13 protein-coding genes, 4 tRNA genes, 3 rRNA genes and 1 pseudogene are annotated in these 24,742 nt (G+C 44.7%); 2 read left to right on the forward strand and 19 right to left on the reverse strand.

The annotated features are described in order from the left end of the window. Nucleotides 1–13: 13 nt before the first annotated feature. Nucleotides 14–1,960 (reverse strand): acetate--CoA ligase, encoded by a 1,947-nt coding sequence (acs, locus tag JN178_RS17030; RefSeq protein WP_202262556.1) that lies wholly within the window; start codon nucleotides 1,958–1,960, stop codon nucleotides 14–16. Between the two features lie 265 nt (nucleotides 1,961–2,225). Between acs and JN178_RS17035 the strand changes: the two genes are divergently transcribed. Further along, nucleotides 2,226–3,389, forward strand: coding sequence for a DcaP family trimeric outer membrane transporter (locus tag JN178_RS17035; RefSeq protein WP_202262557.1), 1,164 nt, complete (start codon nucleotides 2,226–2,228; stop codon nucleotides 3,387–3,389). A 47-nt stretch (nucleotides 3,390–3,436) separates the two neighbouring features. Here the strand turns inward: JN178_RS17035 and JN178_RS17040 are convergent, their stop codons facing one another. From JN178_RS17040 to JN178_RS17125, 18 genes and pseudogenes are all read right to left on the reverse strand, one after another. Then, entirely contained in the window at nucleotides 3,437–4,591 is a 1,155-nt protein-coding gene (locus tag JN178_RS17040; protein WP_202262558.1) for a Na/Pi symporter, read from the reverse strand. Between the two features lie 111 nt (nucleotides 4,592–4,702). Beyond that, complete coding sequence (locus JN178_RS17045) at nucleotides 4,703–5,755, reverse strand: aldo/keto reductase (RefSeq protein WP_202262559.1); 1,053 nt, start codon at nucleotides 5,753–5,755, stop codon at nucleotides 4,703–4,705. A 62-nt stretch (nucleotides 5,756–5,817) separates the two neighbouring features. After that, nucleotides 5,818–6,870 (reverse strand): chemotaxis protein, encoded by a 1,053-nt coding sequence (locus JN178_RS17050; protein WP_202262560.1) that lies wholly within the window; start codon nucleotides 6,868–6,870, stop codon nucleotides 5,818–5,820. 256 nt (nucleotides 6,871–7,126) lie between these two features. Continuing rightward, entirely contained in the window at nucleotides 7,127–7,297 is a 171-nt protein-coding gene (locus JN178_RS17055) for a hypothetical protein (RefSeq protein WP_159627691.1), read from the reverse strand. A 92-nt stretch (nucleotides 7,298–7,389) separates the two neighbouring features. After that, a pseudogene (locus tag JN178_RS17060) lies at nucleotides 7,390–8,725 on the reverse strand (alkaline phosphatase PhoX). A 73-nt stretch (nucleotides 8,726–8,798) separates the two neighbouring features. Further along, nucleotides 8,799–11,372 (reverse strand): bifunctional diguanylate cyclase/phosphodiesterase, encoded by a 2,574-nt coding sequence (locus JN178_RS17065; protein WP_232369608.1) that lies wholly within the window; start codon nucleotides 11,370–11,372, stop codon nucleotides 8,799–8,801. Nucleotides 11,373–11,780: 408 nt separating this feature from the next. Beyond that, entirely contained in the window at nucleotides 11,781–12,965 is a 1,185-nt protein-coding gene (gene tuf / locus JN178_RS17070; protein ID WP_202262561.1) for an elongation factor Tu, read from the reverse strand. Between the two features lie 68 nt (nucleotides 12,966–13,033). Continuing rightward, nucleotides 13,034–13,109: transfer RNA gene (locus tag JN178_RS17075), tRNA-Thr, on the reverse strand. A gap of 7 nt (nucleotides 13,110–13,116) precedes the next feature. After that, nucleotides 13,117–13,191, reverse strand: a tRNA-Gly gene (locus JN178_RS17080). Between the two features lie 33 nt (nucleotides 13,192–13,224). Beyond that, a tRNA-Tyr gene (locus tag JN178_RS17085) sits at nucleotides 13,225–13,309 on the reverse strand. A 7-nt stretch (nucleotides 13,310–13,316) separates the two neighbouring features. After that, a tRNA-Thr gene (locus JN178_RS17090) sits at nucleotides 13,317–13,392 on the reverse strand. Between the two features lie 121 nt (nucleotides 13,393–13,513). Further along, nucleotides 13,514–14,272 (reverse strand): type III pantothenate kinase, encoded by a 759-nt coding sequence (locus JN178_RS17095; RefSeq protein ID WP_232369609.1) that lies wholly within the window; start codon nucleotides 14,270–14,272, stop codon nucleotides 13,514–13,516. Next, complete coding sequence (gene birA, locus JN178_RS17100) at nucleotides 14,262–15,248, reverse strand: bifunctional biotin--[acetyl-CoA-carboxylase] ligase/biotin operon repressor BirA (protein ID WP_202262563.1); 987 nt, start codon at nucleotides 15,246–15,248, stop codon at nucleotides 14,262–14,264. Before birA ends, JN178_RS17095 begins: the two co-directional genes overlap by 11 nt. Continuing rightward, the gene (gene murB / locus JN178_RS17105; protein WP_202262564.1) at nucleotides 15,245–16,252 is read right to left on the reverse strand and encodes a UDP-N-acetylmuramate dehydrogenase; all 1,008 of its coding nucleotides are present in this window, start codon (nucleotides 16,250–16,252) and stop codon (nucleotides 15,245–15,247) included. The genes birA and murB overlap by 4 nt, the downstream gene beginning before the upstream one ends. A gap of 90 nt (nucleotides 16,253–16,342) precedes the next feature. Then, nucleotides 16,343–17,899 carry a methyl-accepting chemotaxis protein gene (locus tag JN178_RS17110; RefSeq protein ID WP_269752169.1) on the reverse strand — a complete coding sequence of 519 codons (1,557 nt, stop codon included), beginning with the start codon at nucleotides 17,897–17,899 and terminating at the stop codon, nucleotides 16,343–16,345. 475 nt (nucleotides 17,900–18,374) lie between these two features. Further along, nucleotides 18,375–18,490 (reverse strand): 5S ribosomal RNA (rrf, locus tag JN178_RS17115). Between the two features lie 136 nt (nucleotides 18,491–18,626). Further along, nucleotides 18,627–21,500 (reverse strand): 23S ribosomal RNA (locus tag JN178_RS17120). 273 nt (nucleotides 21,501–21,773) lie between these two features. Continuing rightward, a 16S ribosomal RNA gene (locus JN178_RS17125) occupies nucleotides 21,774–23,306 on the reverse strand. The 16S, 23S and 5S rRNA genes sit together here, the layout of an rRNA operon. 597 nt (nucleotides 23,307–23,903) lie before the next feature. Here JN178_RS17125 and JN178_RS17130 point away from each other — a divergent pair. Further along, the gene (locus tag JN178_RS17130; protein ID WP_202262565.1) at nucleotides 23,904–24,734 is read left to right on the forward strand and encodes a hypothetical protein; all 831 of its coding nucleotides are present in this window, start codon (nucleotides 23,904–23,906) and stop codon (nucleotides 24,732–24,734) included. The last annotated feature ends 8 nt before the right edge of the window (nucleotides 24,735–24,742 follow it).

The following is a 24,742-nucleotide window of genomic DNA, read 5'->3' on the forward strand; positions in this document are numbered from 1 at the left end:
TCTATGTCCTTGATTACTTGTTAAGTCTCTCCTCTATCAGTGTATCAACAACCGATGGATCCGCCAACGTAGAAGTATCTCCCAACTGCTCGTGCTCATTAGCGGCAATTTTACGAAGAATACGGCGCATAATTTTACCTGAACGCGTTTTCGGTAACCCTCGTGACCATTGGATCATGTCCGGAGTTGCTATAGGACTAAGCTCTTGGCGCACCCACGCTTTAAGCTCTTTAGTGAGTGCCTCATCGGCCTCTACCCCTTCGTTCGGCGTTACGTATACGTAAATACCTTGCCCTTTGATGTCATGAGGGAAACCCACAACTGCCGCTTCGGCAACCTTCGGATGAGCCACCAGCGCACTTTCAATCTCTGCCGTACCTAGGCGGTGACCTGATACGTTTAATACGTCATCAACGCGCCCCGTAATCCAATAGAAGCCATCTTCATCACGACGGGCCCCGTCACCCGTGAAATACACGCCTTTATATGCACTGAAGTAAGTATTGATAAAGCGTTGATGATCACCATAAACCGTTCTAGCTTGGCTTGGCCAGCTATCTTTAATCACCAAATTACCTTCTGCCACTCCCTCTAGTTCATTGCCATCAGCATCGAATAATGCTGGCTGAATACCGAAGAAAGGACGCGTTGCTGAGCCTGGTTTCAATTCTGTTGCGCCAGGTAATGGTAATATCATGTGACCGCCAGTTTCAGTTTGCCACCATGTATCGATGATAGGACAGCGACCTTTACCAATAACGCGGTGATACCATTCCCATGCTTCAGGGTTGATAGGCTCACCGACTGTACCTAAGAGACGCAATGATGAGAGATCGCATCCCTCGGCAGGTACATCACCATGGGCCATAAGTGCGCGAATGGCTGTGGGTGCAGTATATAGGCTATTTACTTTATACTTCTCAACCACTTGTGCAATACGCTTAACATCAGGGTAAGTAGGCACCCCTTCAAAGAATACCTGCGACGCCGCGTTTACCATAGGGCCATACACCATGTAGCTATGGCCTGTGATCCAGCCAACGTCGGCCGTACACCAATATACGTCGTCTTGCTTGTAATCAAACGCATATTTAAATGTCATTGCTGAATATAAAAGGTACCCTCCGGTGGTGTGAACAACGCCTTTAGGCGTGCCTGTTGAGCCCGATGTGTACAAAATAAACAGCGGGTCCTCTGCATTCATTACCTCTGGCTCACACTGCGCCGAACAACCTTCTACAGCATCATGCCACCAAACGTCGTGTTCACTGTTCCACTCTACTTCTGAACCTGTCAGCTTGTGCACGAGAACGTGGGTAATAGAAGGACAAGCGTCACCAGCAAGTGCTTTATCGACGTTAGCTTTTAATGGGATAGTACGACCGGCACGTCGTCCTTCATCAGCCGTAATCACCACTTTAGCCGCGCTATCATTTATGCGGTCGGCAATAGCATTTGGCGAAAATCCGCCAAAAATCACTGAATGTACAGCACCTATTCTTGCGCAAGCCAACATGGCATAAGCTGCCTCTGGCACCATGGGCATGTAAATGGCAATGCGATCGCCTTTTTCAACACCCATCGCCTTTAACGCATTCGCAAGTTTGCACACCTCATAGTGAACTTGCTGATAGGTAATATCTTGACTATCTTCTGGTGAATCGCCTTCCCAGTGAAATGCCACTTTGGTGGCGTTGTCAGCGAGGTGTCTATCAATGCAGTTATAGCTGGCATTTAATTCACCATCTTCAAACCACTTTATTGATACATCGCTTTCACCAAATACTGTATTTTTGACTTTAGTTGGCGCTGTATACCACTCCAGTGCGCCAGCATGCTCAGCCCAAAAAGCTTCTGGTTGCTCTACCGACTGCTTATACATTGCATCGTATTGAGAGGCCGTCAGGTGGGTAGACTGAAGAATGTTGTCAGGTACAGCATAGGTTTTGCTGGTGGTCATAAAAATTGCCTCCACAATCAAATATGTAAAAATCTTGTTGTATGGTGAAACACTCTAGCCATTCACCCATAAAGCAAAATGAGACTTTGGTCTTAACAGACTTATAAATGCGAAAAGTACTTTTATTTATGGATAGAACGACCTTTCCTTGTACGACTATAGTCTTATGCGACCAAGGGCTTATTTAATTTTGAGATAATACGTACACAATTAGCAATGTTAACGTTGAATTTACATTTAATTAACCACTTTTTTGGAATACACGATGAAAGCTAAAATAAAAACCACAGCAACAGCAGTAGCGCTTTGCTTAGCAGCATCAAGCGGCGCAGTGCATGCAGCCACGATCGGCGACACAAGTGTGAAATTCACAGGTTACGTAAAAGTAGATGCGATGCTGAGTGATTACTCAGACGGCACAATCGCCTCAGGCAGCGTTGGACGAGACTTTTACATTCCTTCACTGACTCCGGTCGGTGGCGTTGACGAAGACGCGCAATTTGATGCTCACATTAGAACTTCACGCTTTCGCTTTGCTACTTCAACGCCTACAGCTGAAGGTGACACAATTAATGGTGTATTCGAACTCGACTTCGTGGTGACCGATGGTGGTAATGAACGTATTAGTAACTCTTATCTCCCTCGTGTACGCCATGCTTATATTAGCTATAAAAACTGGTTGGTAGGTCAAACTTGGACCACTTTCATGGATGTAGGTGCACTACCCGAATCGCTTGATTTCATTGGTACAACTGACGGTATTACCTTTGGTCGTCAGGTCATGGTTCGATACACTAACGGCGGCTTACAGCTTGCACTGGAAAACCCTGAATCGACTATCACACCATTTGGTGGCGGTGGACGCATTGTAAGTGATGACAATAGCTTTCCAGACTTTGTTGCGGCCTACACCTCTAAACACGATTGGGGTTATTGGAAAGTAGCTGGCCTACTTCGCCAACTCTCTTATGACAACGCAGGCGATATCGATGCCGATGAAACCAGTTATGGCGTATCTGTAACGGGTAAGTACAAGCTTTCAAATGGTGATGACATTCGTTTCACATTCCACACCGGTTCAGGTTTGGGTCGTTACTCAGCGCTAAACGCCGCAAACGGTGCAGTGCTTACTGAAAATGGTGACTTAGAAACCATTGATACAACCGGTTATGGCATTGCATATCGTCATGTGTGGAGTGAAAAAGCACGCAGTAGCATAATGTTTTCAGCATTTGAGGCCGACAATGATGTAGCACTAACGGGTCTTGGTGTTACTGAAAGCACTTACAGCACACGTGTTAATTACCTATATTCACCAACCAAAGCCCTTACTGTAGGTGCTGAATACGCCTTTGCTCACAGAGAAGTAGAGTCTGGTTTAGAGGGTGACATGAACCGAATTCAAGTATCAGCAAAGTACGCTTTCTAAAAACGTATGGAATAAAAAACGGCGCACATGCGCCGTTTTTTTTGTTTTTACATAGTGGTAAATATAATGCCCAAAGGCATCACAAAAAATAAACCACCAATGTACGCTGCGCCATAGAGTTTTCTTTCTGACGCGATAACAGACAATTGATACGATAACGTAAGTGGAATATTTCGCAGCACTGGAATGCCATAAATAATGACCACTCCGAGTACATTATAGATGAGATGGACCAACGCAATTTGAAGTGCAAACCCGCTATTTACACCTACTACGCCAAGTGCTGCTATAAGCGCTGTAATACAAGTACCAATATTAGCACCTAGCGTAAACGGATAGATGTCTCGTGCTTTTAAAATATCACTCCCAACTAAGGGCACCATCAATGATGTGGTGGTTGAAGATGACTGCACCAACACGGTCATCACTGCACCTGATGCAATGCCTGACAACGGGCCTTTCCCAATACTTCTATGCAGTAATTCTTTCGCTTTACCTACCATTAATGCCTTCATGATTTTCCCCATATAGGTAATGGAGAGCATAATTAAAGCAATACCAATTATAATTTTGGCCACGCCAGGATAGATGGAGGGAAGAAACTGTAGCGATTGCGTTGCAAAATCAGTCACCGGCTGCGTTGCCGCTTTAATAGGGTTTACCCCATTAAGCCCCAATGCCTCACCCGTGTGCAGCAAGGCCACCAGTTGACCACTTAAGTATTCTAAAATACCAAATGCCATTTCAAGCGGTAAGAAAATAAGTACTGACAACACATTAAAGAAATCGTGGATGGTCGCGGCATTAAAAGCGCGTTGGAATTCCTCTTTTCGCGCTACGTGTCCAAGGCTTACCAGCGTGTTCGTGATACTTGTACCAATGTTCGCTCCCATCATCATGGGCACCGCAATAGTGATAGGAAGTCCACCAGCAACCATCCCAACAATAATGGATGTAACCGTACTAGAAGACTGAATCAGTGCGGTTGACACCATGCCTATAATCAACCCCATTATGGGGTTCGATGCAAAGTTAAAGAGTTCTCTTGCGTGATCGCCCGTGGCGTATTTAAAACCGCTTCCTATCATGCTCACCGCAATAAGCATCAGGTAAACAAGTAAGGCAAGTACAAGCCAGCGCTGCCAATTGTGGTTATTATCTAACGCGGCCTGGTCGGCCAATTGGGGATCTATTGTGGACATAGTCTTTCGTAAGCATACAGAAAGACTCATAGTATGACGTGCATATTACACAAAAATGACGAGCCTAAGCTCGCCATTTTGAAGGTTAAGAAATCAACTTTTATTCGCGTATCAGAACCCTAGAGGGTACGCTCGCAATACATCGTGCACCTCTTCTAGCGTTTTTTGAGGCAGCTGCAACGAGAACGCCGCTATATTTTCTTTCAATTGTTCAATTGACGTTGCGCCAATGATAGTCGACGTTACGCCAGGTACTTGCTGACACCATGCTAAGGCCAACTGTGAAGGTGTAATATCAATACTCTTGGCAATCGCCACATACTTGTCAGTTGCCGCCTGCGCGGGTGCTTTATCTCTAAATAACCCCATGCGCTGCGCAAGTGTCCAGCGAGAACCTTCTGGTCTTGCGCCATTTTGATATTTTCCACTTAACATTCCCGTTGCCAAAGGCGACCACGGCAAATAAGCAATATCTTCAAGTGCGCACATCTCTATAAGATATGGCCAGTCTTTAGCGTGCAATAAGCTAAATTCGTTTTGTATAGAGACAGGCTTCTCAATGCCCATCTCGCTACATAATTTAAGAAATGTATGTATTCCCCAAGGCGTATCGTCGGACAGGCCCCAATGTTTTATCTTACCTGCTTCCAAAGCCAGTTGAATGCCCTTAAGAATATCACGCATTCCCTCAACCTCGCGGTTGCGATCTATTTTTGTGGGGTCGGTATTATCTGGCCAGTGCTTACCGAAATGCGGTGTAACGCGATTTGGCCAATGCAGTTGATAAACATCAATATAGTCAGTTTGAAGTCGAGCTAGTGAATCGTCTAATGCGCGTGTTACAGCATCTGCTGTAATTGGCCCACCTTCTCGTATATAACGAAGACCACTTCCTGCTACCTTTGTCATCAATACCATGTCTGAACGTTTCGCATGGTTTCTTGAGAGCCAATTCCCTAAAATTCGCTCTGTATCACCGTATGTCTCTTTATTGGGTGGTACAGGGTACATTTCCGCTGTATCGATAAAATTCACGCCATTGTCTAGCGCGCAAGCAATTTGCTGATCAGCATCGCTTTGCGTATTTTGAATTCCCCATGTCATCGTGCCTAAACACACCTCAGACACTGATAAGTCGCTAGTTCCTAAGCGATTGAATTTCATGTTGTACTACCTTCAAATTAAACATGCGAAATTATTCGTATAGTCTCAATACTTTCGCTTCGCTATGACGCCTTCTTACTGGCCAATTCAGCCTCAGCACTTGCAAGCCTAGCCTCAATATCCTGGCGTGATTCCACCATCTCATTGGCTAACTCAGCCAATGATTTAAATTCAGCAAAGCCAAGCTGACGCGTATCTATTTTTTGGTACTGCCGTTTAGAGCGGCAAAAGAACATCACAAAGTTAGCAAAAGCGCGATGGAATGTCGCAAAACTCTTGATTAAAACCAGAATTAATACGATGGATGTTAGCGCTGCAATACCCAAACTGTAGATACGCACTTGTGCTTCTTGTTGTTCAATTATGGGTTGCAGAGCGCCATCGATCATTTTTAGTTGAGATTCCACATTATGAGCGCTTTGCCTAAACTCTCCACGTAAACCCTCGTTGTGGGTAAGGCCAAATGCGGTATAAGTTGCTACAAGTTCTTTCAGCACAGTTTGATATTGGCTAAGTGCTATTAGAAGCTCACCGCCCTCACTATTTGCACTGAGCAATTGGCGACTTAACACATCTAACTGCTTTGCATACTGCCCTTCATGAGTCAGTTGAAAGTTACGCACTGCAAGCTTCAAGTCAGTAAACAGACTTATAGAATATGGGTTGCTAATATTTGATGTGAGCGTTTCTTCAATATCGATAATCCGCTTGCGAAGTCCCTGTTCGTTGCTTAACCCAATACGCTCTTGTAAGGACACAACTTGCTGAAAAGTGCGGCTGTAAGCATCTATAGAAACCGACAAGCTTTCAACATCGGTGATGGGAAGCTTGTATTCATTGAATGTGGGGACCAATGTATCCAAGCGAGTGCTAAACAGCGTCGAGCGCTCGGTAAATTTCTCAAAATAACGTCTGTCGTGCCGCAGCAAGAAATCTTTTTCATGTCGGCGCATTTGCAGCAAATCTTGTCCCATCCTAAGCAAGACATCACGCTGTTGATTTAGGCCAATGAGTCGTTGAGTAAAATAATGCTGACTCACTACTAACATGCTCATCCCCATTACACAGATGAGAGTCATTAACACTAAGCGAGACTTAATTGAATCGAATTTCATAAACGCGCTCCTCTAAGGAGAAATCAGGTAAGTACATTGACATCGCGTGGCTGAAAAATACGAGTCAAAGTAATGAAAAGCACTACGTTTACTATAAGTGGGAAACATGACATTTTTTATTAAACCTTCGTCGCAACTTTAGATGAAAGTTAACGATGATGGCGCAGACTCAGTAACTAAATCACCTCGTGTGAAAGGCAATATACTTCGAAAAAAAGAAAACGATAGAGGGGGCGTGAGCAGCCATTCTGCTCACTTATATTTGAATACCTACGTGAAAGTTAATACGCGGCTTTACCGGTTTTACTGCTACACAAACTTGGTCGCCGTAGTAGTTATTTGCGTAATTACACTGCGTTCTGGTGTCGCTTTGAACAGTCGCCACATTGCGGCTTTTACTTGTTAATCTTTTTAATAATGCACTCATTGTTGCTCTCCTTGTTAAGTTACAAGGATTATCATCAATCGCCCAAATTAATTAAAGTAAAACAATTAAATTAAAACAATCGATGAATGCGATTATCCTTTCAACCACGGGCCTGATATAGCCAGCGTCTTTGTGGGAGAATACACATTTACAAATAACGTATTCCCATCTGGAGAAAAACATGCGCCAGCTAATTCAGTTTGCGCATGTAGTTTGGCAAAATTGTATACCTCACCATTTGGTGTAATACCACGTAAGTGGTTATCAACTATATCGGTATACTGGTCCTCGCACACCAATAAGTGGCCGTTTGGACAAACCGTAAGATTGTCTCCAAAGTTATAAAGGTTTTTATCTTCACTTTCTAAAAAGAGCTGTAGCTTGTCAGGTCCATCAGTTACGGGAACTAAGCGCATAACCTGTCCTAGTTGCTTAACCCCACCATTGGTACAACAAAAGTACATCTCGCCGTCTCCCCAATGAATTCCTTCACCACGCGCGAACAAGGCTGCTCCTTTTTCATAACCTTGTTTGCGTAAGTCATCTTCCGGACTTTCTGGGTTCTCTAACGTCACCCACTCCACATCTAGCCACTGTGAAACGCCCATCGCTGGCTGTTGCCAATTACGTGTATCAAATTGGGGGCGACCTTTAACAACAAGTGCTTGTAAGCTACCTCCGGCTTCAAGCTTTCCGTATTCATTAGGTACAAAGCGATAAAGTAGACTATCTCCCCTATCTTCCGTCAAATACACGTATCCGGTTGTGGGGTCTACACACGCTGCTTCGTGAACAAACCGTCCAAGGGCTTTTAGGGGCTTTGCTTTAACTGTTTTTGAGGCACTCGCAGGCACTTCAAATACGAAACCGTGATTTTTACTCACAGTACCATTGGGCGTGTCTGCCGTTTCTTCGCAAGTCAACCACGTTCCCCAAGGCGTAACACCACCTGAACAATTGCGAACGGTTCCCGCCAGACTAACAAACTCACGCTCGACCTTTTTTGTTTCGGTATTATAAATAAGCGTAGTGGTCCCCCCGGGTAAAGCTATGCCATTGGGGTAGGTATCGTAAGCCAACTCGTTGACATGTGATTGAATGGAAAGGGGTTGAAGTTCAATATGCTTTGGGTGAAGTTCGTGATTGCGAATAAGGGCGACCTTATTTTTGGCATTGTCGATAGGAAGGCATCCCATTCCGTCAGCTCTATCTGGTACATGCAAACCATCAGACATAACCTGACCAAATTCAGAAATAACTGTGTAGCTGAATCCCTCGGGCAAGTCCAATAAACCATTACTATCTGGCACTAATGCGCCATATATATTCGCGGTTCGCATGTTGGTAAAAGAAGTGTTTTCCAAACGCACTGGCCGCAAGGCCTGAAAAAGCAATAGAACCAACAATAAACTGACGACGTGTAATCATGCCACTATTCCACAATTAACTTTTGCTATAGCGCTAGCATACCTCACTTTTGTTACAACATCACAATCAAACGTTAACTAGTCCCTATCGGTAATGTAGGGGAGGTTATATTTTGCCAATATTCAACCGGCAACGGTTTTGAGAAATAGTACCCTTGAAAACGGTCGCAACCTTTCGCAATTAAATAGTCGAGTTGTGCCTGCGTTTCGACCCCTTCAGCAATGCATGTCACCTTGAGTGCTTTAGACATTTCAATGATAGCATCGACGATTTGCGATGCCTTGCCACTGTTTTTTTCGCATATATCATCCACAAAAAACTTATCAATCTTCAGTTCACTAATTGGCAGTTCTTTCAAGTAGGCAAGGCTTGAATAGCCTGTTCCGAAATCGTCAACCGAAAAACGAAAACCGTAACGCGCTAGTTCGAGCATGGTTTGTTTTACCAACTGTATATCTGCTACTAACGCTGTTTCTGTAAGTTCTAGCATGAGCAACTGCGGTGCAATAGCATATTGGGTGACTTTTGACAGTAATGAAGAGGTAAAGTCTGGTAATACAATTTGTCGTGCACTAATGTTAATTGCAATACTCGCATCCATGCCCCGGCTTATAAAACTCCTTAATGCTTCAAGGGATTTATCTAACACCGCCTGCCCTATTTCACAAATAGCATGACTTTCCTCTGCAATAGGAATGAAGTCTGCAGGACTCACAATGCCCAGTTCAGGAGAATGCCAACGTACAAGCGCTTCAAACGATGTCAGCGCTCCATTTTGGTCTACTTGGGGCTGTAGCGCTAAGCTTAACTCATCATTCTCAATGGCGCCCTTCAACGCGGTTTTAATCGCCACATAGCGATCAAACTCTTCAATGCCATCACTCGACACGTGACACAAGCCAAAAGGAGCAGAACTTTTTGCACGCTTAACAGCAAGTTCCAATACATTAATGACACGCTCGAAACTCTGCTCTTTGGGGTCAAATATTGCACTCCCCAAAGACGCACTTAGCGCCCACTGATTGTCCTCAAGATCAACTTCAAAATGGCGGGGGTTTAACAGCGCATTTTCGATAAGTGCGGGTTCAAAGCGGTGCAACTCTTCTTTGCGATACGTTTTGCTGGAAAGGACAATAAATCGGTCGTTAGTAAACTTGTAAAGTTCATAGTCGTGCCCAATGATAAACAGCAGTTTCTCTGCAATCACTTGCAAGGCTTTGTTACCATTTATGAAACCTAAGCGAGTATTAATCTGCGCCATGTTATCCATATCAAGAAGCATTACGTGAACATACTCGTTACGCATCGCAGAGCGTAATATTAAGTCCTGAAATTCTTTTTGAAACCACTGACTATTGCGTAAATGGGTAACCGAATCGGTATAAGCCAAATTGTAAATTGTATCTTGCGCTTCAATACGTTCGCTAATGTCTCGTATAACCCCTACATAGCGCTTCTCTCCCATATCAGCACTTTCAGACAGCGATAGCTCCATTTGAAAAACAGAACCATCTTTTCGCTTAGCTGGAAGCTGTCTGCCCACTCCCATAATTCTGGCATTACCCGTTTTCTCGTAGTGATGCATATACTTCTTGTGATTCGAAGCGTAGGGTTCTGGCATTAATAGTTCTATAGGCTGCGATATCAACTCGTCTATTGAATATCCAAAAATACGTGACGCTACAGCGTTACAGTGACAAATAATACCGTTCGCATTAACGCTTATAACTGCATCGCTAATACTATTGAGAATATTCTGAATACGCAGCGCTCTCTCTTCACTAATAGCGACTGTTTTTTTGAACTCAGTGATATCTTCAAAAGCGCCATAGTAACGTGTGGCCACGCCTTCGCTATTTAATTGCACTTTTCCAGAGGTTCTTACCCACTTTAGCTGCCCCTGTGAATCTACAATTTGAAATTCTTGGTCGTAGGCGACTTTGTCATTTAAGAGTGTAGAAAATGCTTTTTTAATTTCCGCTTGCGACGCTAATGAATAAAATGACATTGCTTTTTGCGGTGAAATTGGATGGCCAATAGGCAAACCATGAATTCGATATGTTTGTGCTGACCAGTACAACCTTTCTTCGTCAGGGTAGTATTCCCACGCGCCGGTGTTAGAAATGTCACTGACCTCTTCCAATAGCGCTAAGTGATGATTAGTGCACATCTCCAAATAACGCTTTTGAATATGCATACCAATAAGTTTGGCTTGCGTTGCAAACCCATAAAGCCACTGCGAGATACCAGACTGCTCAGAACAATAAAGCGCAACGAGAATACCCACGTTTTCGTTATTTTCATTAAAAACACCTGCGCCTAAGTAAGCTTCACCATTAAGTCGTTTGAGCACCTCATCATTTGGAAACTGCGTTTGAATAGCATTTGAAAAACCACATGCTCCATGCACTAAAACATGTTCACATGGTGAGCCCACTAAGCTATAACTGAAGTCATCGATTGGCGCTTCTTTACTAACGCTCACAAGTACCTTAACACTTTGTTTTACGCGCACACCAAGAAACAGATAGTCAGCATTTATCTGACTATTGAGCGCAGTTAGGTCTTCAGAAATACTGTTCGCATTTTGATTTACTAACGAAATGAAATCATCTTCATCGAACACTGGCTTTAGTGAGTGCATCATTTCCTCTAAAAAAGATTAGCGTTTCATTGCCAAGGCAACGTAGGGCATGGAGGGCGCTAACCCTACCTGCAATCAAATGAGATTTATTTGCGTTGAATCAAATAATAAGAGTAGACGCTCAAAAAGCACTTTCAAATAGACTAACGGTACATCAGGCGAGACTAGAATTCAGAGTGGTAAGGATGGGTTCACGGCGTGTTCCTTTCTCTCCCTCAAACTTTTTGCTAGGCCTCAAGAAGTGAGTGAGTGTATGTCCTCTGAAACCTTCCACAGCATGGATGCTGTGGCAGAGCGCCCAGGGATGGGTTCACCGCGTGTTTCAGAGGACATACACTCACGCACTTTCAAAAAGGCATAAAAAAAGCGCACCTAAGTGCGCTTTTTTGGGCTTATGTTGCTAAGTCTAGATTAGTCTAGGATCTTAGATACAACACCAGCACCTACTGTACGACCACCTTCACGGATTGCGAAACGAAGACCTTCTTCCATCGCGATCGGAGCAATTAGCTCAACTTTGAATTTAAGGTTGTCACCAGGCATTACCATTTCTACGCCTTCTGGAAGCTCTACAGCACCAGTTACGTCAGTTGTACGGAAGTAGAACTGTGGACGGTAGCCTTTGAAGAATGGAGTATGACGGCCACCTTCATCTTTAGACAGTACGTATACTTCTGCTTCGAAGTTAACGTGTGGAGTGATTGAACCAGGCTTAGCTAGTACTTGACCACGCTCAACTTCGTCACGCTTAGTACCACGTAGAAGAACACCAACGTTCTCACCCGCGCGGCCTTCGTCAAGAAGCTTACGGAACATCTCAACACCAGTACAAGTAGTCTTAGTAGTTTCTTTGATACCTACGATTTCTACTTCTTCACCAACTTTAACGATACCTTGCTCTACACGACCAGTTACAACAGTACCACGGCCTGAGATTGAGAATACGTCTTCGATTGGAAGGATGAACGGCTTGTCGATTGCACGCTCTGGCTCTGGGATGTATGAATCAAGCGCTTCACCAAGCTCGATGATTTTCTTTTCCCACTCTGGGTCGCCTTCAAGCGCTTTAAGAGCTGAACCTTGGATAACTGGTAGGTCATCACCTGGGAATTCGTATTCGTTAAGAAGTTCACGAACTTCCATTTCTACTAGCTCTAGAAGCTCTTCATCATCAACCATGTCACACTTGTTCATGAATACGATGATGTAAGGAATACCAACCTGACGACCAAGTAGGATGTGCTCACGAGTCTGTGGCATAGGACCATCAGTCGCAGCTACTACTAGGATACCACCGTCCATCTGAGCAGCACCAGTGATCATGTTTTTAACGTAATCAGCGTGTCCTGGGCAGTCTACGTGTGCGTAGTGACGAGTAGGAGTATCGTATTCTACGTGTGAAGTAGAGATGGTGATACCACGTGCTTTTTCTTCAGGCGCGTTATCGATTTGATCGAAAGCCTGTGCGTTACCACCGTAAGTCTTAGAAAGAACTGTAGTGATTGCTGCAGTTAGGGTAGTTTTACCGTGGTCAACGTGGCCGATTGTACCCACGTTTACGTGGGGTTTCGTACGTTCAAACTTTTCTTTTGCCATTTCTATTATCCCAGCAAAGTTACATTAAAAAATTTATGAAATTTTACATGAGCTGGGGAGAAATATACTGGTGCTGATAGGCAGATTTGAACTGCCGACCTCACCCTTACCAAGGGTGCGCTCTACCAACTGAGCTATATCAGCACTGATTTGGAGCGGGCAGCGGGAATCGAACCCGCATCATCAGCTTGGAAGGCTGAGGTAATAGCCATTATACGATGCCCGCAAATCCTAATTCTCTGGCCACCTCATAAGAAAGTGGTGGAGGGGGCAGGATTCGAACCTGCGAAGGCTGAGCCGGCAGATTTACAGTCTGCTCCCGTTGACCGCTTGGGTACCCCTCCAGATTGATGGTGCCGACTGCCGGAATCGAACTGGCGACCTACTGATTACAAGTCAGTTGCTCTACCAACTGAGCTAAGTCGGCACTACATCAAGTGGGTGCGCATTCTAGAGTATTGTTTAACTCTGTGCAAGTGTCTTTTTGAAAATTTTTCAATTTTCTTTTTTGACCAATTTTTCAACTAATCAAAAACTTACGTCGAGGTTTACTTTATCAGTTCACTTCGAGCGTAGCGGGCAAGACCCTGCATCACCAAATGAGCGAGGCGCATGTTATCAGCAGATTTTAAGAATGCAAACATTTTTTTGTCTCCACCCCCTAAAATTACGTCAAAATTGGATCGTTTGCTTGATATGTAATCAACCGCGCTCAAATAAACACCATATAGGGCTGCATGGCACCCTTTCGCGACACATTCTTCTGTATCGTTACCTACCCCAAAGGTGGTTGGAATTTCATCATTCGCGAACACTTTTTTGGTCGACGCTACTAAAGAATCTTTCATTACATGGAAACCAGGTACAATCCAACCGCCTAAATGTTGACCATCCACAACAAAATCGACGGTAATTGCCGTTCCTACATCCATCACAAAAAATGCATTTTTTGCTTTTTCTGCTGCGCCTACCATTGCAAGCCATCGATCAACGCCCATTTTTTGTTCGTTGTCGTAACTATTTTTAATACCGAAGGCTTCTTTTTCTGTGTGCTTTTCTACAAAAACAATTTTTCGCTCACCACACAAGGTTGAAATTTCATCAACCAGTTCCTGATTTCTGACCGACGCGATGTATAAATGCGAAATGTTTTGCACATTATCAACGAAAGAAAACAAATCAGCTGATTCTTCACAGCTATATGGTTCGTTTTCGACATCACTTAATAGGGTATATTTAATTTTGGTGTTACCAATATCGACTAATATCACCTGACTTTCGTCGATATTATTTTCATTAGTTACCACGAAGGCTAACCTCACCACCATGAAAGCGTGTTATGCCGTCTTGAGTTTCAACTAAAAGCGCACCACTGGCGTCAACACCTCGGTCAATACCTGAAAAACGCTTTTCACCCATCTGTAAAACAATGCGTTTATCCGCATAAAGGTCTAACGCCTCCCAGTGCGGAACGAACGGACCGAAGCCTTGTTGCGTAAATTTTGGCAAATAAGCCCACAACGATTTTATAACCTCTGCTGCAAGCTCATTTCTATCGGGTATGGTGCCAAGATACGAAGCTAGGTCGCTGTGGGGCTGACCAACATCATATTGGTTATCAGGAACACACACATTTAGACCAATACCAATAACACAATGTGCGGTAGCACCTATTTGCCCTTCTACTTCAATTAACACACCTGCGAGTTTTTTCCCCTGCAGGTAAATATCATTTGGCCACTTCAGCTCGGCATCGTTAACGCCAAATTCTTTAAGCGCATCACAAACTGCTAATCCAACAAGCAAGGATAGTCCAGCCATGCTTTGGTAGCCGTCTGGAAATGACCAATACATAGAAAAAGTAAGGCTCCCACCCACAGGCGCTAACCAAGTTCGTCCATGACGGCCTCTACCTGCGGTTTGAATTTCAGCAAAAATGACATCGCCATTTTCTAAATCATCGCGACTGTTGGCGATGCGTTTTTTCAATTCGGTATTAGTTGAAGGGAGTACTGATTCCACATCAATCATTGCTCGTTTGGTATTACCCAAATGTTTTTTAATGCTATCTGCACTTAACAACGGAAACCCTCGCTCTAAACGATAGCCTTTGCCTTTTACTTTAAAGACATCTAACCCCCAATCCGCTAATTGGGAAATATGACCTGCCACAGCGGTTCTTGATAAACCCACTTGCTGTGCAATGGTTTCACCTGAGTGGAATTGCCCATCTGACAACAGTGCTAAGATGTGTTTTCTTATTGCTTTTGATGCCTGTCTCATAGCGAAATAAGTCCTTTGTTTCCCAATAGGCGCACTTCTGGCTCTAAGGCGACCCCAAATTTTTCTTGTACGCTTGCTATGATATCTCTTGCCATTGTTAGAATATCGCTGCCCGTAGCGCCACCAATATTGGTCAGTACTAAAGGTTGTGTAGGGTGACACCTTACACCATTTAGCGTTTTTCCTTTAAACCCCGCTTTGTCGATAAGCCAAGCAGCGGGTACCTTAACTTTCATAGCATCGCTATTTTTGTCACTGACGTCAAAATGCGGTACAACCTCATAATCTTTTGCTATGTTCTCGAACTGCAAGCGACTAATAATAGGGTTTTTAAAGAAGCTTCCCGCATTGCCCAATTTAGCAGGGTCAGGCAATTTACTTTTTCTTATTTCAATTACCTTGTCATAAATCGCTTCTGGTGTCGGCGACGGCAATGTTTGTAGTTCACCATAAGTGGTTTCCAGATGAACCTTTTTGGGCAATTTGAAATTAACGTGAGTGATAAGTACTTTATTGGCTAAAGCGTTCTTAAATACGCTATCTCTGTAGCCAAATTCACACTGTTCATTGTTAATCTTTACTTGCTCTCCGGTTTCAAGAAGAACAGCCTCAACATTGTCAATAAATGCATTAACCTCACGTCCGTAAGCACCAATATTTTGAATAGGACAAGCCCCTACAGAACCAGGGATTAGTGCAAGGTTTTCGAGCCCATACCACTTTTCTTTCATGCACAGGCTTACAAATTCATGCCAATTTTCACCAGCCCCTACTCTCAAAAAATGATATTCCTCAGTATCGTAGTGGTTAATACCTTTTATTTGATTTAATAAAATAGTGCCGTTGAAGTCATCAGCAAAAATAGTATTGCTGCCACCACCTAACAGATAAGTTGTTTTATTTTTATCATAGAGTGACAAGAAAGTTTGAACATCGGAGAAACGCTCAATAGCGTTGCAAGAAGCATTAAGCCCGAAGGTACTGAAAGATTGTAGTGACGGCATATCATTATACTTGCTGCGAACAATGCGCTAATGGTATGGGAAGCAAAGCGTAAATAAAAGCGTATTGGAGCAAATAAAACAACGCCCTATTTAATTAGCTTTATAACCTATTCTGAAACCACCCCAGTGTTTACCGTAAACAAAAATTGGTGCCGAGAGATCATGCATAATTTCTCCAGTATCGCGTTTATAGGTCTGTAACAAAAATGCAGAGGTATTGCTTCCACATCGACTGCCCGTCGGATCATTAAACAATCGCTTAGTTCGGTTGTTGACCAGATCTGTCTGATAGTCTCCTGTTAGCGGCTGACTAAATTTTTTGTTGTGCGTAGGAAAATATCCATTCTTATCAACGGCGCCCGCATAAATTATAAATGTGTGCTCATCCAAAATAGGCTCTTGAATAGTGGGCAGTACAGAATCGGTGAACGTGTCAAACGGTGTAGAGTGTTTTACTGGGTTTGTATTTGCTATGGGGGAGTAAGTAAAAGAAAACAATGCTTCTTGAGAGATTTCATTTTCTTCAATAGCCTTTTCAAACCGCTTACCTATTGCTTTAGCAGATGATACTGCTATATCGCGTACCATACTGTTTTTGTCGTTTACATCAAAATGTTCTAACAGTCTAAAAATATCCTCTGCTTGCTCACTCAACAGGAGGGCCTGACGCGATACATCAGATAAATCTGTATCTAAGTTTTCTGTAGTCGTCTGAAGTTCTGAAATATTCGCGCCTATACCCGAACTGTGCTCCGTATTTACTTCTACACGTTCTTGCATAGTATTTACGGCATCACGCGCTTGTGTAGAGAGTGAACCTGCGTGCGATATAGCTTTTTCACTTTCATCTAACAACGTGTTCATCTCATTACTAGAAGTCAGTACTGACTCCATAGTTTCTACTGCCGATTGACTACTAGTGTTCATATCGTGAAGTAAATTTTCTATACCTGATGTAGCGTCTGCTGTCTTCTTAGCTAGATCTCTCACCTCATCAGCAACTACCGCGAAACCGCGGCCCTGCTCTCCCGCTCGGGCCGCTTCAATAGCAGCATTTAGTGCTAACATGTTGGTTTGGTCAGCTAATTGATTAATAGTATTTGTGATAGTGCTAATACCTTCTGCCTTACTCTTCAGTTCGGTAAGCGCAACAGATGATTCATTAATATTAATTACCAGTTTTTGCTGTTGTGAAGATAACTCACCAAGAAGTTTTGTGCCTTGTTGTGTGTTTTCATCAGATTCATTCATTGAGATAGACGCACCTTTAGCGAGTGTATCCAATTCCACGCCCGAGGATTCAATATGCTGAAGTCTAGATGACATTTCACTGATGCTAGTTACTTGAGCTCTGAGCGCACTTGACAATTGCTCAAGAAAAAAAGAAATAGAAGCCCCACCTATTGCTATTCTGCTAGCGGCATCACTGATGTTGTTCGCTTCTTTGGAATGTCTAACGTCTTCGCTACCGCGTTTGGTAACATGGGGAGAATCAGTGTGATTACCGTCACTCTTGTCTTTAGCAACATATGAGCCCAAGGCAACAGCTAAGAAGATGGTTACTACAGAAATGACCATGCTTGCTTCAAAATATATCAGCAATGCGGTTATTGTACCTATGCCTAGCGCTAACACTAAATGTTTCACAAGTTACACCCCACATTTTGCTTAGATCAATTAACTGTAGTGTGCAGTGCATTATTTTTCTATAAGCGCTTGGTATTATGGGGGTAAGTAAAAGTAAACAATTTAAAACATTGTCAATGTGCAGAAAGCAAAAAACCCGCCGTAAGGCGGGTTTCTTTAATTAGGACCTAGCAGTGTCCTACTCTCACCTGGGGGTGAAGAACGCTGCACCGCAGGTGCATGACGAATGCCTAATGGCATGCGGCAAGTGATGAACGGTCGAGCTCTGCGAGAAGCTCTTATAAAAGAAACGGGAGCCCCCTTCGGGATGGCTGACCGCGGGAGTAGCACTATCGTGCAAAATCATGATACACAGTATCGTGACTTTTGCGCAAGGAGGACGCACAGTACGCTCAGTTGTTGGCTACTTTGTTCATACTTTTGAACATACACAAAAAAAGCCCTTGTCTAACGACAAGGGCTTTTTGGAATTGGGACCTGGCAGTGTCCTACTCTCACATGGGGAAGCCCCACACTACCATCGGCGCTAATACGTTTCACTTCTGAGTTCGGAATGGAGTCAGGTGGTACCGCATCGCTATGGCTGCCAGGAAAAACTGGTAACAATCTAGAAAACTGGATATCAATTCAATCAGTGAGTAACTGTCTTTTCACTCTACTTTCTGCTCATTTTTCAGAGCTTAGCTTGTCTACAACACTCAAAAGCTTAAAGCTTCTTGGGCGTTGTATGGTTAAGCCTCTCGGGCAATTAGTACAGGTTAGCTTAACGCCTTACAACGCTTCCACACCCTGCCTATCAACGTCATCGTCTATAACAACCCTTCCAGAACTTAAAGTTCAGGGATGACTCATCTTTGGGCCGGCTTCCCGCTTAGATGCTTTCAGCGGTTATCCGTTCCGAACATAGCTACCGGGCAATGCCATTGGCATGACAACCCGAACACCAGCGGTTCGTCCACTCCGGTCCTCTCGTACTAGGAGCAGCTCCCATCAATCATCCAACGCCCACACCAGATAGGGACCGAACTGTCTCACGACGTTCTAAACCCAGCTCGCGTACCACTTTAAATGGCGAACAGCCATACCCTTGGGACCGACTTCAGCCCCAGGATGTGATGAGCCGACATCGAGGTGCCAAACACCGCCGTCGATATGAACTCTTGGGCGGTATCAGCCTGTTATCCCCGGAGTACCTTTTATCCGTTGAGCGATGGCCCTTCCATACAGAACCACCGGATCACTATGACCTACTTTCGTACCTGCTCGACGTGTCTGTCTCGCAGTTAAGCTAGCTTATGCCATTGCACTAACCTCACGATGTCCGACCGTGATTAGCTAACCTTCGTGCTCCTCCGTTACTATTTGGGAGGAGACCGCCCCAGTCAAACTACCCACCAGACACTGTCCACAACCCCGATAAGGGGCCAATGTTAGAACATCAAACATACAAGGGTGGTATTTCAAGGACGGCTCCACACAATCTAGCGACTGTGCTTCAAAGCCTCCCACCTATCCTACACATGTAGGTTCAATGTTCAGTGCCAAGCTGTAGTAAAGGTTCACGGGGTCTTTCCGTCTAGGTGCGGGTACACAGCATCTTCACTGCGATTTCAATTTCACTGAGTCTCGGGTGGAGACAGCGTGGCCATGGTTACACCATTCGTGCAGGTCGGAACTTACCCGACAAGGAATTTCGCTACCTTAGGACCGTTATAGTTACGGCCGCCGTTTACCGGGGCTTCGATCAAGAGCTTCGCATACGCTAACCCCATCAATTAACCTTCCGGCACCGGGCAGGTGTCACACCCTATACGTCCTCTTACGAGTTTGCAGAGTGCTGTGTTTTTAATAAACAGTCCCAGCCACCTGGTCACTGCGGCCCCCATCTGCTTACCGCGCAAGGCGTTCACAAACAGGGGCGTACCTTCTCCCGAAGTTACGGTACAATTTTGCCGAGTTCCTTCACCCGAGTTCTCTCAAGCGCCTTAGTATTCTCTACCTGACCACCTGTGTCGGTTTGGGGTACGGTTCACATAATCATAAGTTTAGAAGCTTTTCCTGGAAGCAGGGCATCAACAACTTCACTACCGTAGTAGCTCGTCTCGCGTCTCAGCTTTAAGAACCCGGATTTACCTAAGTTCTCGGCCTACTCGCTTTCACTTGGACAACCAACGCCAAGCTTGCCTAGCCTTCTCCGTCCCTCCATCACTGATTATATAAGTACGGGAATATTAACCCGTTTCCCATCGACTACGCATTTCTGCCTCGCCTTAGGGGCCGACTTACCCTGCCCTGATTAGCATGGGACAGGAAACCTTGGTCTTCCGGCGTGGGAGTTTTTCACTCCCATTATCGTTACTCATGTCAGCATTCGCACTTGTGATATGTCCAGCAAGCTTTACAACTCACCTTCATCCACTTACACAACGCTCCCCTACCCAGCATGTAAACATGCTGCCGCAGCTTCGGTATATTGCTTAGCCCCGTTACATCTTCCGCGCAGGCCGACTCGACTAGTGAGCTATTACGCTTTCTTTAAAGGGTGGCTGCTTCTAAGCCAACCTCCTAGCTGTCTATGCCTTCCCACATCGTTTCCCACTTAGCAATATTTTGGGACCTTAGCTGGCGGTCTGGGTTGTTTCCCTCTCCACGACGGACGTTAGCACCCGCCGTGTGTCTCCCGGATAGTTCTCATTGGTATTCGGAGTTTGCAAAGGGTTGGTAAGTCGGGATGACCCCCTAGCCTTAACAGTGCTCTACCCCCAATGGAATTCGTCCGAGGCTCTACCTAAATAGATTTCGGGGAGAACCAGCTATCTCCCGGTTTGATTGGCCTTTCACCCCCAGCCACAGGTCATCCCCTAACTTTTCAACGTTAGTGGGTTCGGTCCTCCAGTTGATGTTACTCAACCTTCAACCTGCCCATGGCTAGATCACCGGGTTTCGGGTCTATACCTAGCAACTAAACGCGCAGTTAACACTCGCTTTCGCTACGGCTCCGTTATTCACTTAACCTTGCTACTAAATATAAGTCGCTGACCCATTATACAAAAGGTACGCAGTCACCCCGAAGGGCTCCCACTGCTTGTACGTATACGGTTTCAGGTTCTATTTCACTCCCCTCACAGGGGTTCTTTTCGCCTTTCCCTCACGGTACTGGTTCACTATCGGTCAGTTAGGAGTATTTAGCCTTGGAGGATGGTCCCCCCATATTCAGTCAAGATAACACGTGTCCCGACCTACTCGATTTCACTGTAAAGAATCCGTCGTGTACGGGGCTATCACCCTGTATCGCTCCTCTTCCCAAAGGATTCCACTAAATTCTAAACAGCTTAAGGGCTGCTCCCCGTTCGCTCGCCGCTACTAGGGGAATCTCGGTTGATTTCTTTTCCTAAGGGTACTTAGATGTTTCAGTTCCCCTCGTTCGCCTCGTTACACTATGTATTCATGTAACGATACCTATAAATAGGTGGGTTTCCCCATTCGGACATCTGTGGCTCAAATGCATTTTGTCGGCTCACCACAGCTTTTCGCAGACTTACACGTCCTTCATCGCCTCTAACTGCCAAGGCATCCACCGTATACGCTTCGTCACTTAACCATACAACCCCAAACAGCCTTTTGACTTCTGCCTGAGTTATGTCGCATGAATGACAAGCTAATCGGAAGAATTGCCTTGCTATCAAATCATCGATTGATAACAAGCAATTCAGTCAAGTAGAGTAAAAAGTCATCTTTCGATTTCTCAGTTACTCAATTTTGATTGATTACTATTAATATCAGCTTTCCAAATTGTTAAAGAACATAAGTTTTGTTCAATAAAAACAAGACTATCTGTGTAGGCACTGCATCAAGGCGTCTTTCGACGTAATGGTAAGGAGGTGATCCAACCCCAGGTTCCCCTAGGGTTACCTTGTTACGACTTCACCCCAGTCATGAAACACAAAGTGGTAATCGTCCTCCCGAAGGTTAGACTAACTACTTCTTTTGCATCCCACTCCCATGGTGTGACGGGCGGTGTGTACAAGGCCCGGGAACGTATTCACCGCAGTATTCTGACCTGCGATTACTAGCGATTCCGACTTCATGGAGTCGAGTTGCAGACTCCAATCCGGACTACGACATTCTTTAAGGGGTCCGCTCCACATCACTGTCTCGCTTCCCTCTGTAAATGCCATTGTAGCACGTGTGTAGCCCTACACGTAAGGGCCATGATGACTTGACGTCGTCCCCACCTTCCTCCGGTTTGTCACCGGCAGTCTCCTTAGAGTGCCCAACTTAATGCTGGCAACTAAGGACAAGGGTTGCGCTCGTTGCGGGACTTAACCCAACATCTCACGACACGAGCTGACGACAGCCATGCAGCACCTGTGTCAGAGTTCCCGAAGGCACCAATCTATCTCTAGAAAGTTCTCTGCATGTCAAGTGTAGGTAAGGTTCTTCGCGTTGCATCGAATTAAACCACATGCTCCACCGCTTGTGCGGGCCCCCGTCAATTCATTTGAGTTTTAACCTTGCGGCCGTACTCCCCAGGCGGTCTACTTAGCGCGTTAGCTTCGCTACGCACGATTTAAAATCACACACAGCTAGTAGACAGCGTTTACGGTGTGGACTACCAGGGTATCTAATCCTGTTCGCTACCCACACTTTCGCACATGAGCGTCAGTCTTTGGCCAGGGAGTCGCCTTCGCCACTGATGTTCCTCCAGATATCTACGCATTTCACCGCTACACCTGGAATTCCACTCCCCTCTCCAAGACTCTAGTCTGCCAGTTCTAAATGACCATCCCAGGTTGAGCCCGGGGCTTTCACATCTAGCTTAACAAACCGCCTGCGTGCGCTTTACGCCCAGTAATTCCGATTAACGCTCGCACCCTCCGTATTACCGCGGCTGCTGGCACGGAGTTAGCCGGTGCTTCTTCTGTTGTTAACGTCACGGCTAGCAGGTATTAACTACTAACTTTTCCTCACAACTGAAAGTGCTTTACAACCCGAAGGCCTTCTTCACACACGCGGCATGGCTGCATCAGGGTTTCCCCCATTGTGCAATATTCCCCACTGCTGCCTCCCGTAGGAGTCTGGGCCGTGTCTCAGTCCCAGTGTGGCTGATCTTCCTCTCAGAACAGCTAGAGATCGTCGCCTTGGTGAGCCTTTACCTCACCAACTAGCTAATCTCACTTGGGCCTCTCTTTGCGCCGGAGCCGAAGCCCCGTTTGGTCCGAAGACATTATGCGGTATTAGCAGTCGTTTCCAACTGTTATCCCCCTCGCAAAGGCAAGTTCCCAAGCATTACTCACCCGTCCGCCACTCGTCAGCGATGTGCAAGCACATCCTGTTACCGTTCGACTTGCATGTGTTAGGCCTGCCGCCAGCGTTCAATCTGAGCCATGATCAAACTCTTCAATTAAATATATCGAAATATGAATCGTCGTTGTGACACTCTTAACGAGTGCCCACACAGATTGTCTTGTCTAAATTTTTAAAGAACATTCACTAGAAGCGTTGCTTCTTAGTGACTCACCCTGTTCGAGTGAGGTGCGCATTATACGCTGGAAGTTTTCGTTGTCAACACTTTTTGAAAATTTATTTTCTGAAGCGTTTCTTCTAAACCCCCGTCTTTACTGGCCTATGTAGGTAGTAGAGACTTACTTCAGAAGGCTTGCTGTTTTGCTTTCCCCCCGAAGCGGATGCGCATTTTAGGGAACTGAGCGCCCACGTCAACTTCTTTTTGAAAAAATTTGATAAAAGTGAACTAAACGACTAATTTTCGTTCAAATGTGATAATTAGTAGACAATATGGACTAATTACTAATAGGATGGGAATTCAGATCCTATAAAGTAGTAGTCCTTAAAGTAGTATCTGAACCTGCCGTTATTATTAAAGGTTAGGTATAAGAACATATATAAGAGTAAACAATCTGCTCTATTACTGATTCTCATATTGAACTACATAATACGTACAGGCGTCAGAAATTGACTACGCAATAATTATAAAGGTGGGTTTATGTTACGTACGCTTTCTTTGCTATCGGCCGCATTACTAACTGTAACAGTTAGCCAAACGGTAGTTGCGCAAGATATCAATAATGAAGTCCCTAGTTCTAGTTCAGAGACTAAAAGCCAACCACCAGCGTCTTCTTCTATCTCATCGGATGAAAACAGCCAGTTTCAAACTGCCTTTTTAAAACGACAAGTTGACCAAACAATGTCTGTAGGAAGAGCAATTCGTTCAATTGCAGGCCATTATCCTGCAGAAGTTGTGTCTATCGTTGATATTGCACTTGATACCTATCCAGATAAGTATCGCGAGATCATCTTCGCCGCAATTTCTGCGCAGCCAGCATCGACCGAGGAAATTGTACAGTTAGCAATTGAAAAGGAAGTAAGCAGTTGCCCGAATATTGTTCAGCTAGCAATAAAAGCTGAGCCTACCTATGTCGATTTTGTAGTACATGCCGCATCGGTATCAACACCAGAAGAGCTTGATGAAATAGTAAGGGTAGCGGTGTTAACCCAACCGGATGCAGCAGACAGTATTGTGCAAACACTATCAAAAGAACATCCCAATAAAATTGTAGATATTATGACTAGTGCGCTTAATGCCGTTCCTTTCGTTGGTGAATATGTTGTAGACGCACTTTTAGCTGTATTCCCAAATGAAGCGGAAATGGTTGTTGAAACTGCAGTTCGCGAGTCATCTCAACAACGCGAACAAGTTATGCGTATATTAAACACCGCACAACATGCTGGCGTGTCTCATGACAAACTAGAGCAATATGCATTGTCTGCAGGCCTAAGTGAAGACGACTTAAAGATTGCGCTGGGTTCTAACTAATCACATTC

The organism is Alteromonas sp. KC3, from assembly GCF_016756315.1.
GTDB lineage: Bacteria > Pseudomonadota > Gammaproteobacteria > Enterobacterales > Alteromonadaceae > Alteromonas.

Bases quoted from the DNA above. Each gene is read 5' to 3' on its own strand.
- tuf (WP_202262561.1), bottom strand. From the start codon at position 12,965: ATGGCAAAAGAAAAGTTTGAACGTACGAAACCCCACGTAAACGTGGGT.
- JN178_RS17055 (WP_159627691.1), bottom strand. From the start codon at position 7,297: ATGAGTGCATTATTAAAAAGATTAACAAGTAAAAGCCGCAATGTGGCG.
- JN178_RS17045 (WP_202262559.1), bottom strand. From the start codon at position 5,755: ATGAAATTCAATCGCTTAGGAACTAGCGACTTATCAGTGTCTGAGGTG.
- JN178_RS17035 (WP_202262557.1), top strand. From the start codon at position 2,226: ATGAAAGCTAAAATAAAAACCACAGCAACAGCAGTAGCGCTTTGCTTA.
- JN178_RS17130 (WP_202262565.1), top strand. From the start codon at position 23,904: ATGTTACGTACGCTTTCTTTGCTATCGGCCGCATTACTAACTGTAACA.
- murB (WP_202262564.1), bottom strand. From the start codon at position 16,252: ATGCCGTCACTACAATCTTTCAGTACCTTCGGGCTTAATGCTTCTTGC.
- JN178_RS17040 (WP_202262558.1), bottom strand. From the start codon at position 4,591: ATGTCCACAATAGATCCCCAATTGGCCGACCAGGCCGCGTTAGATAAT.
- birA (WP_202262563.1), bottom strand. From the start codon at position 15,248: ATGAGACAGGCATCAAAAGCAATAAGAAAACACATCTTAGCACTGTTG.
- JN178_RS17065 (WP_232369608.1), bottom strand. From the start codon at position 11,372: ATGATGCACTCACTAAAGCCAGTGTTCGATGAAGATGATTTCATTTCG.
- acs (WP_202262556.1), bottom strand. From the start codon at position 1,960: ATGACCACCAGCAAAACCTATGCTGTACCTGACAACATTCTTCAGTCT.
- JN178_RS17050 (WP_202262560.1), bottom strand. From the start codon at position 6,870: ATGAAATTCGATTCAATTAAGTCTCGCTTAGTGTTAATGACTCTCATC.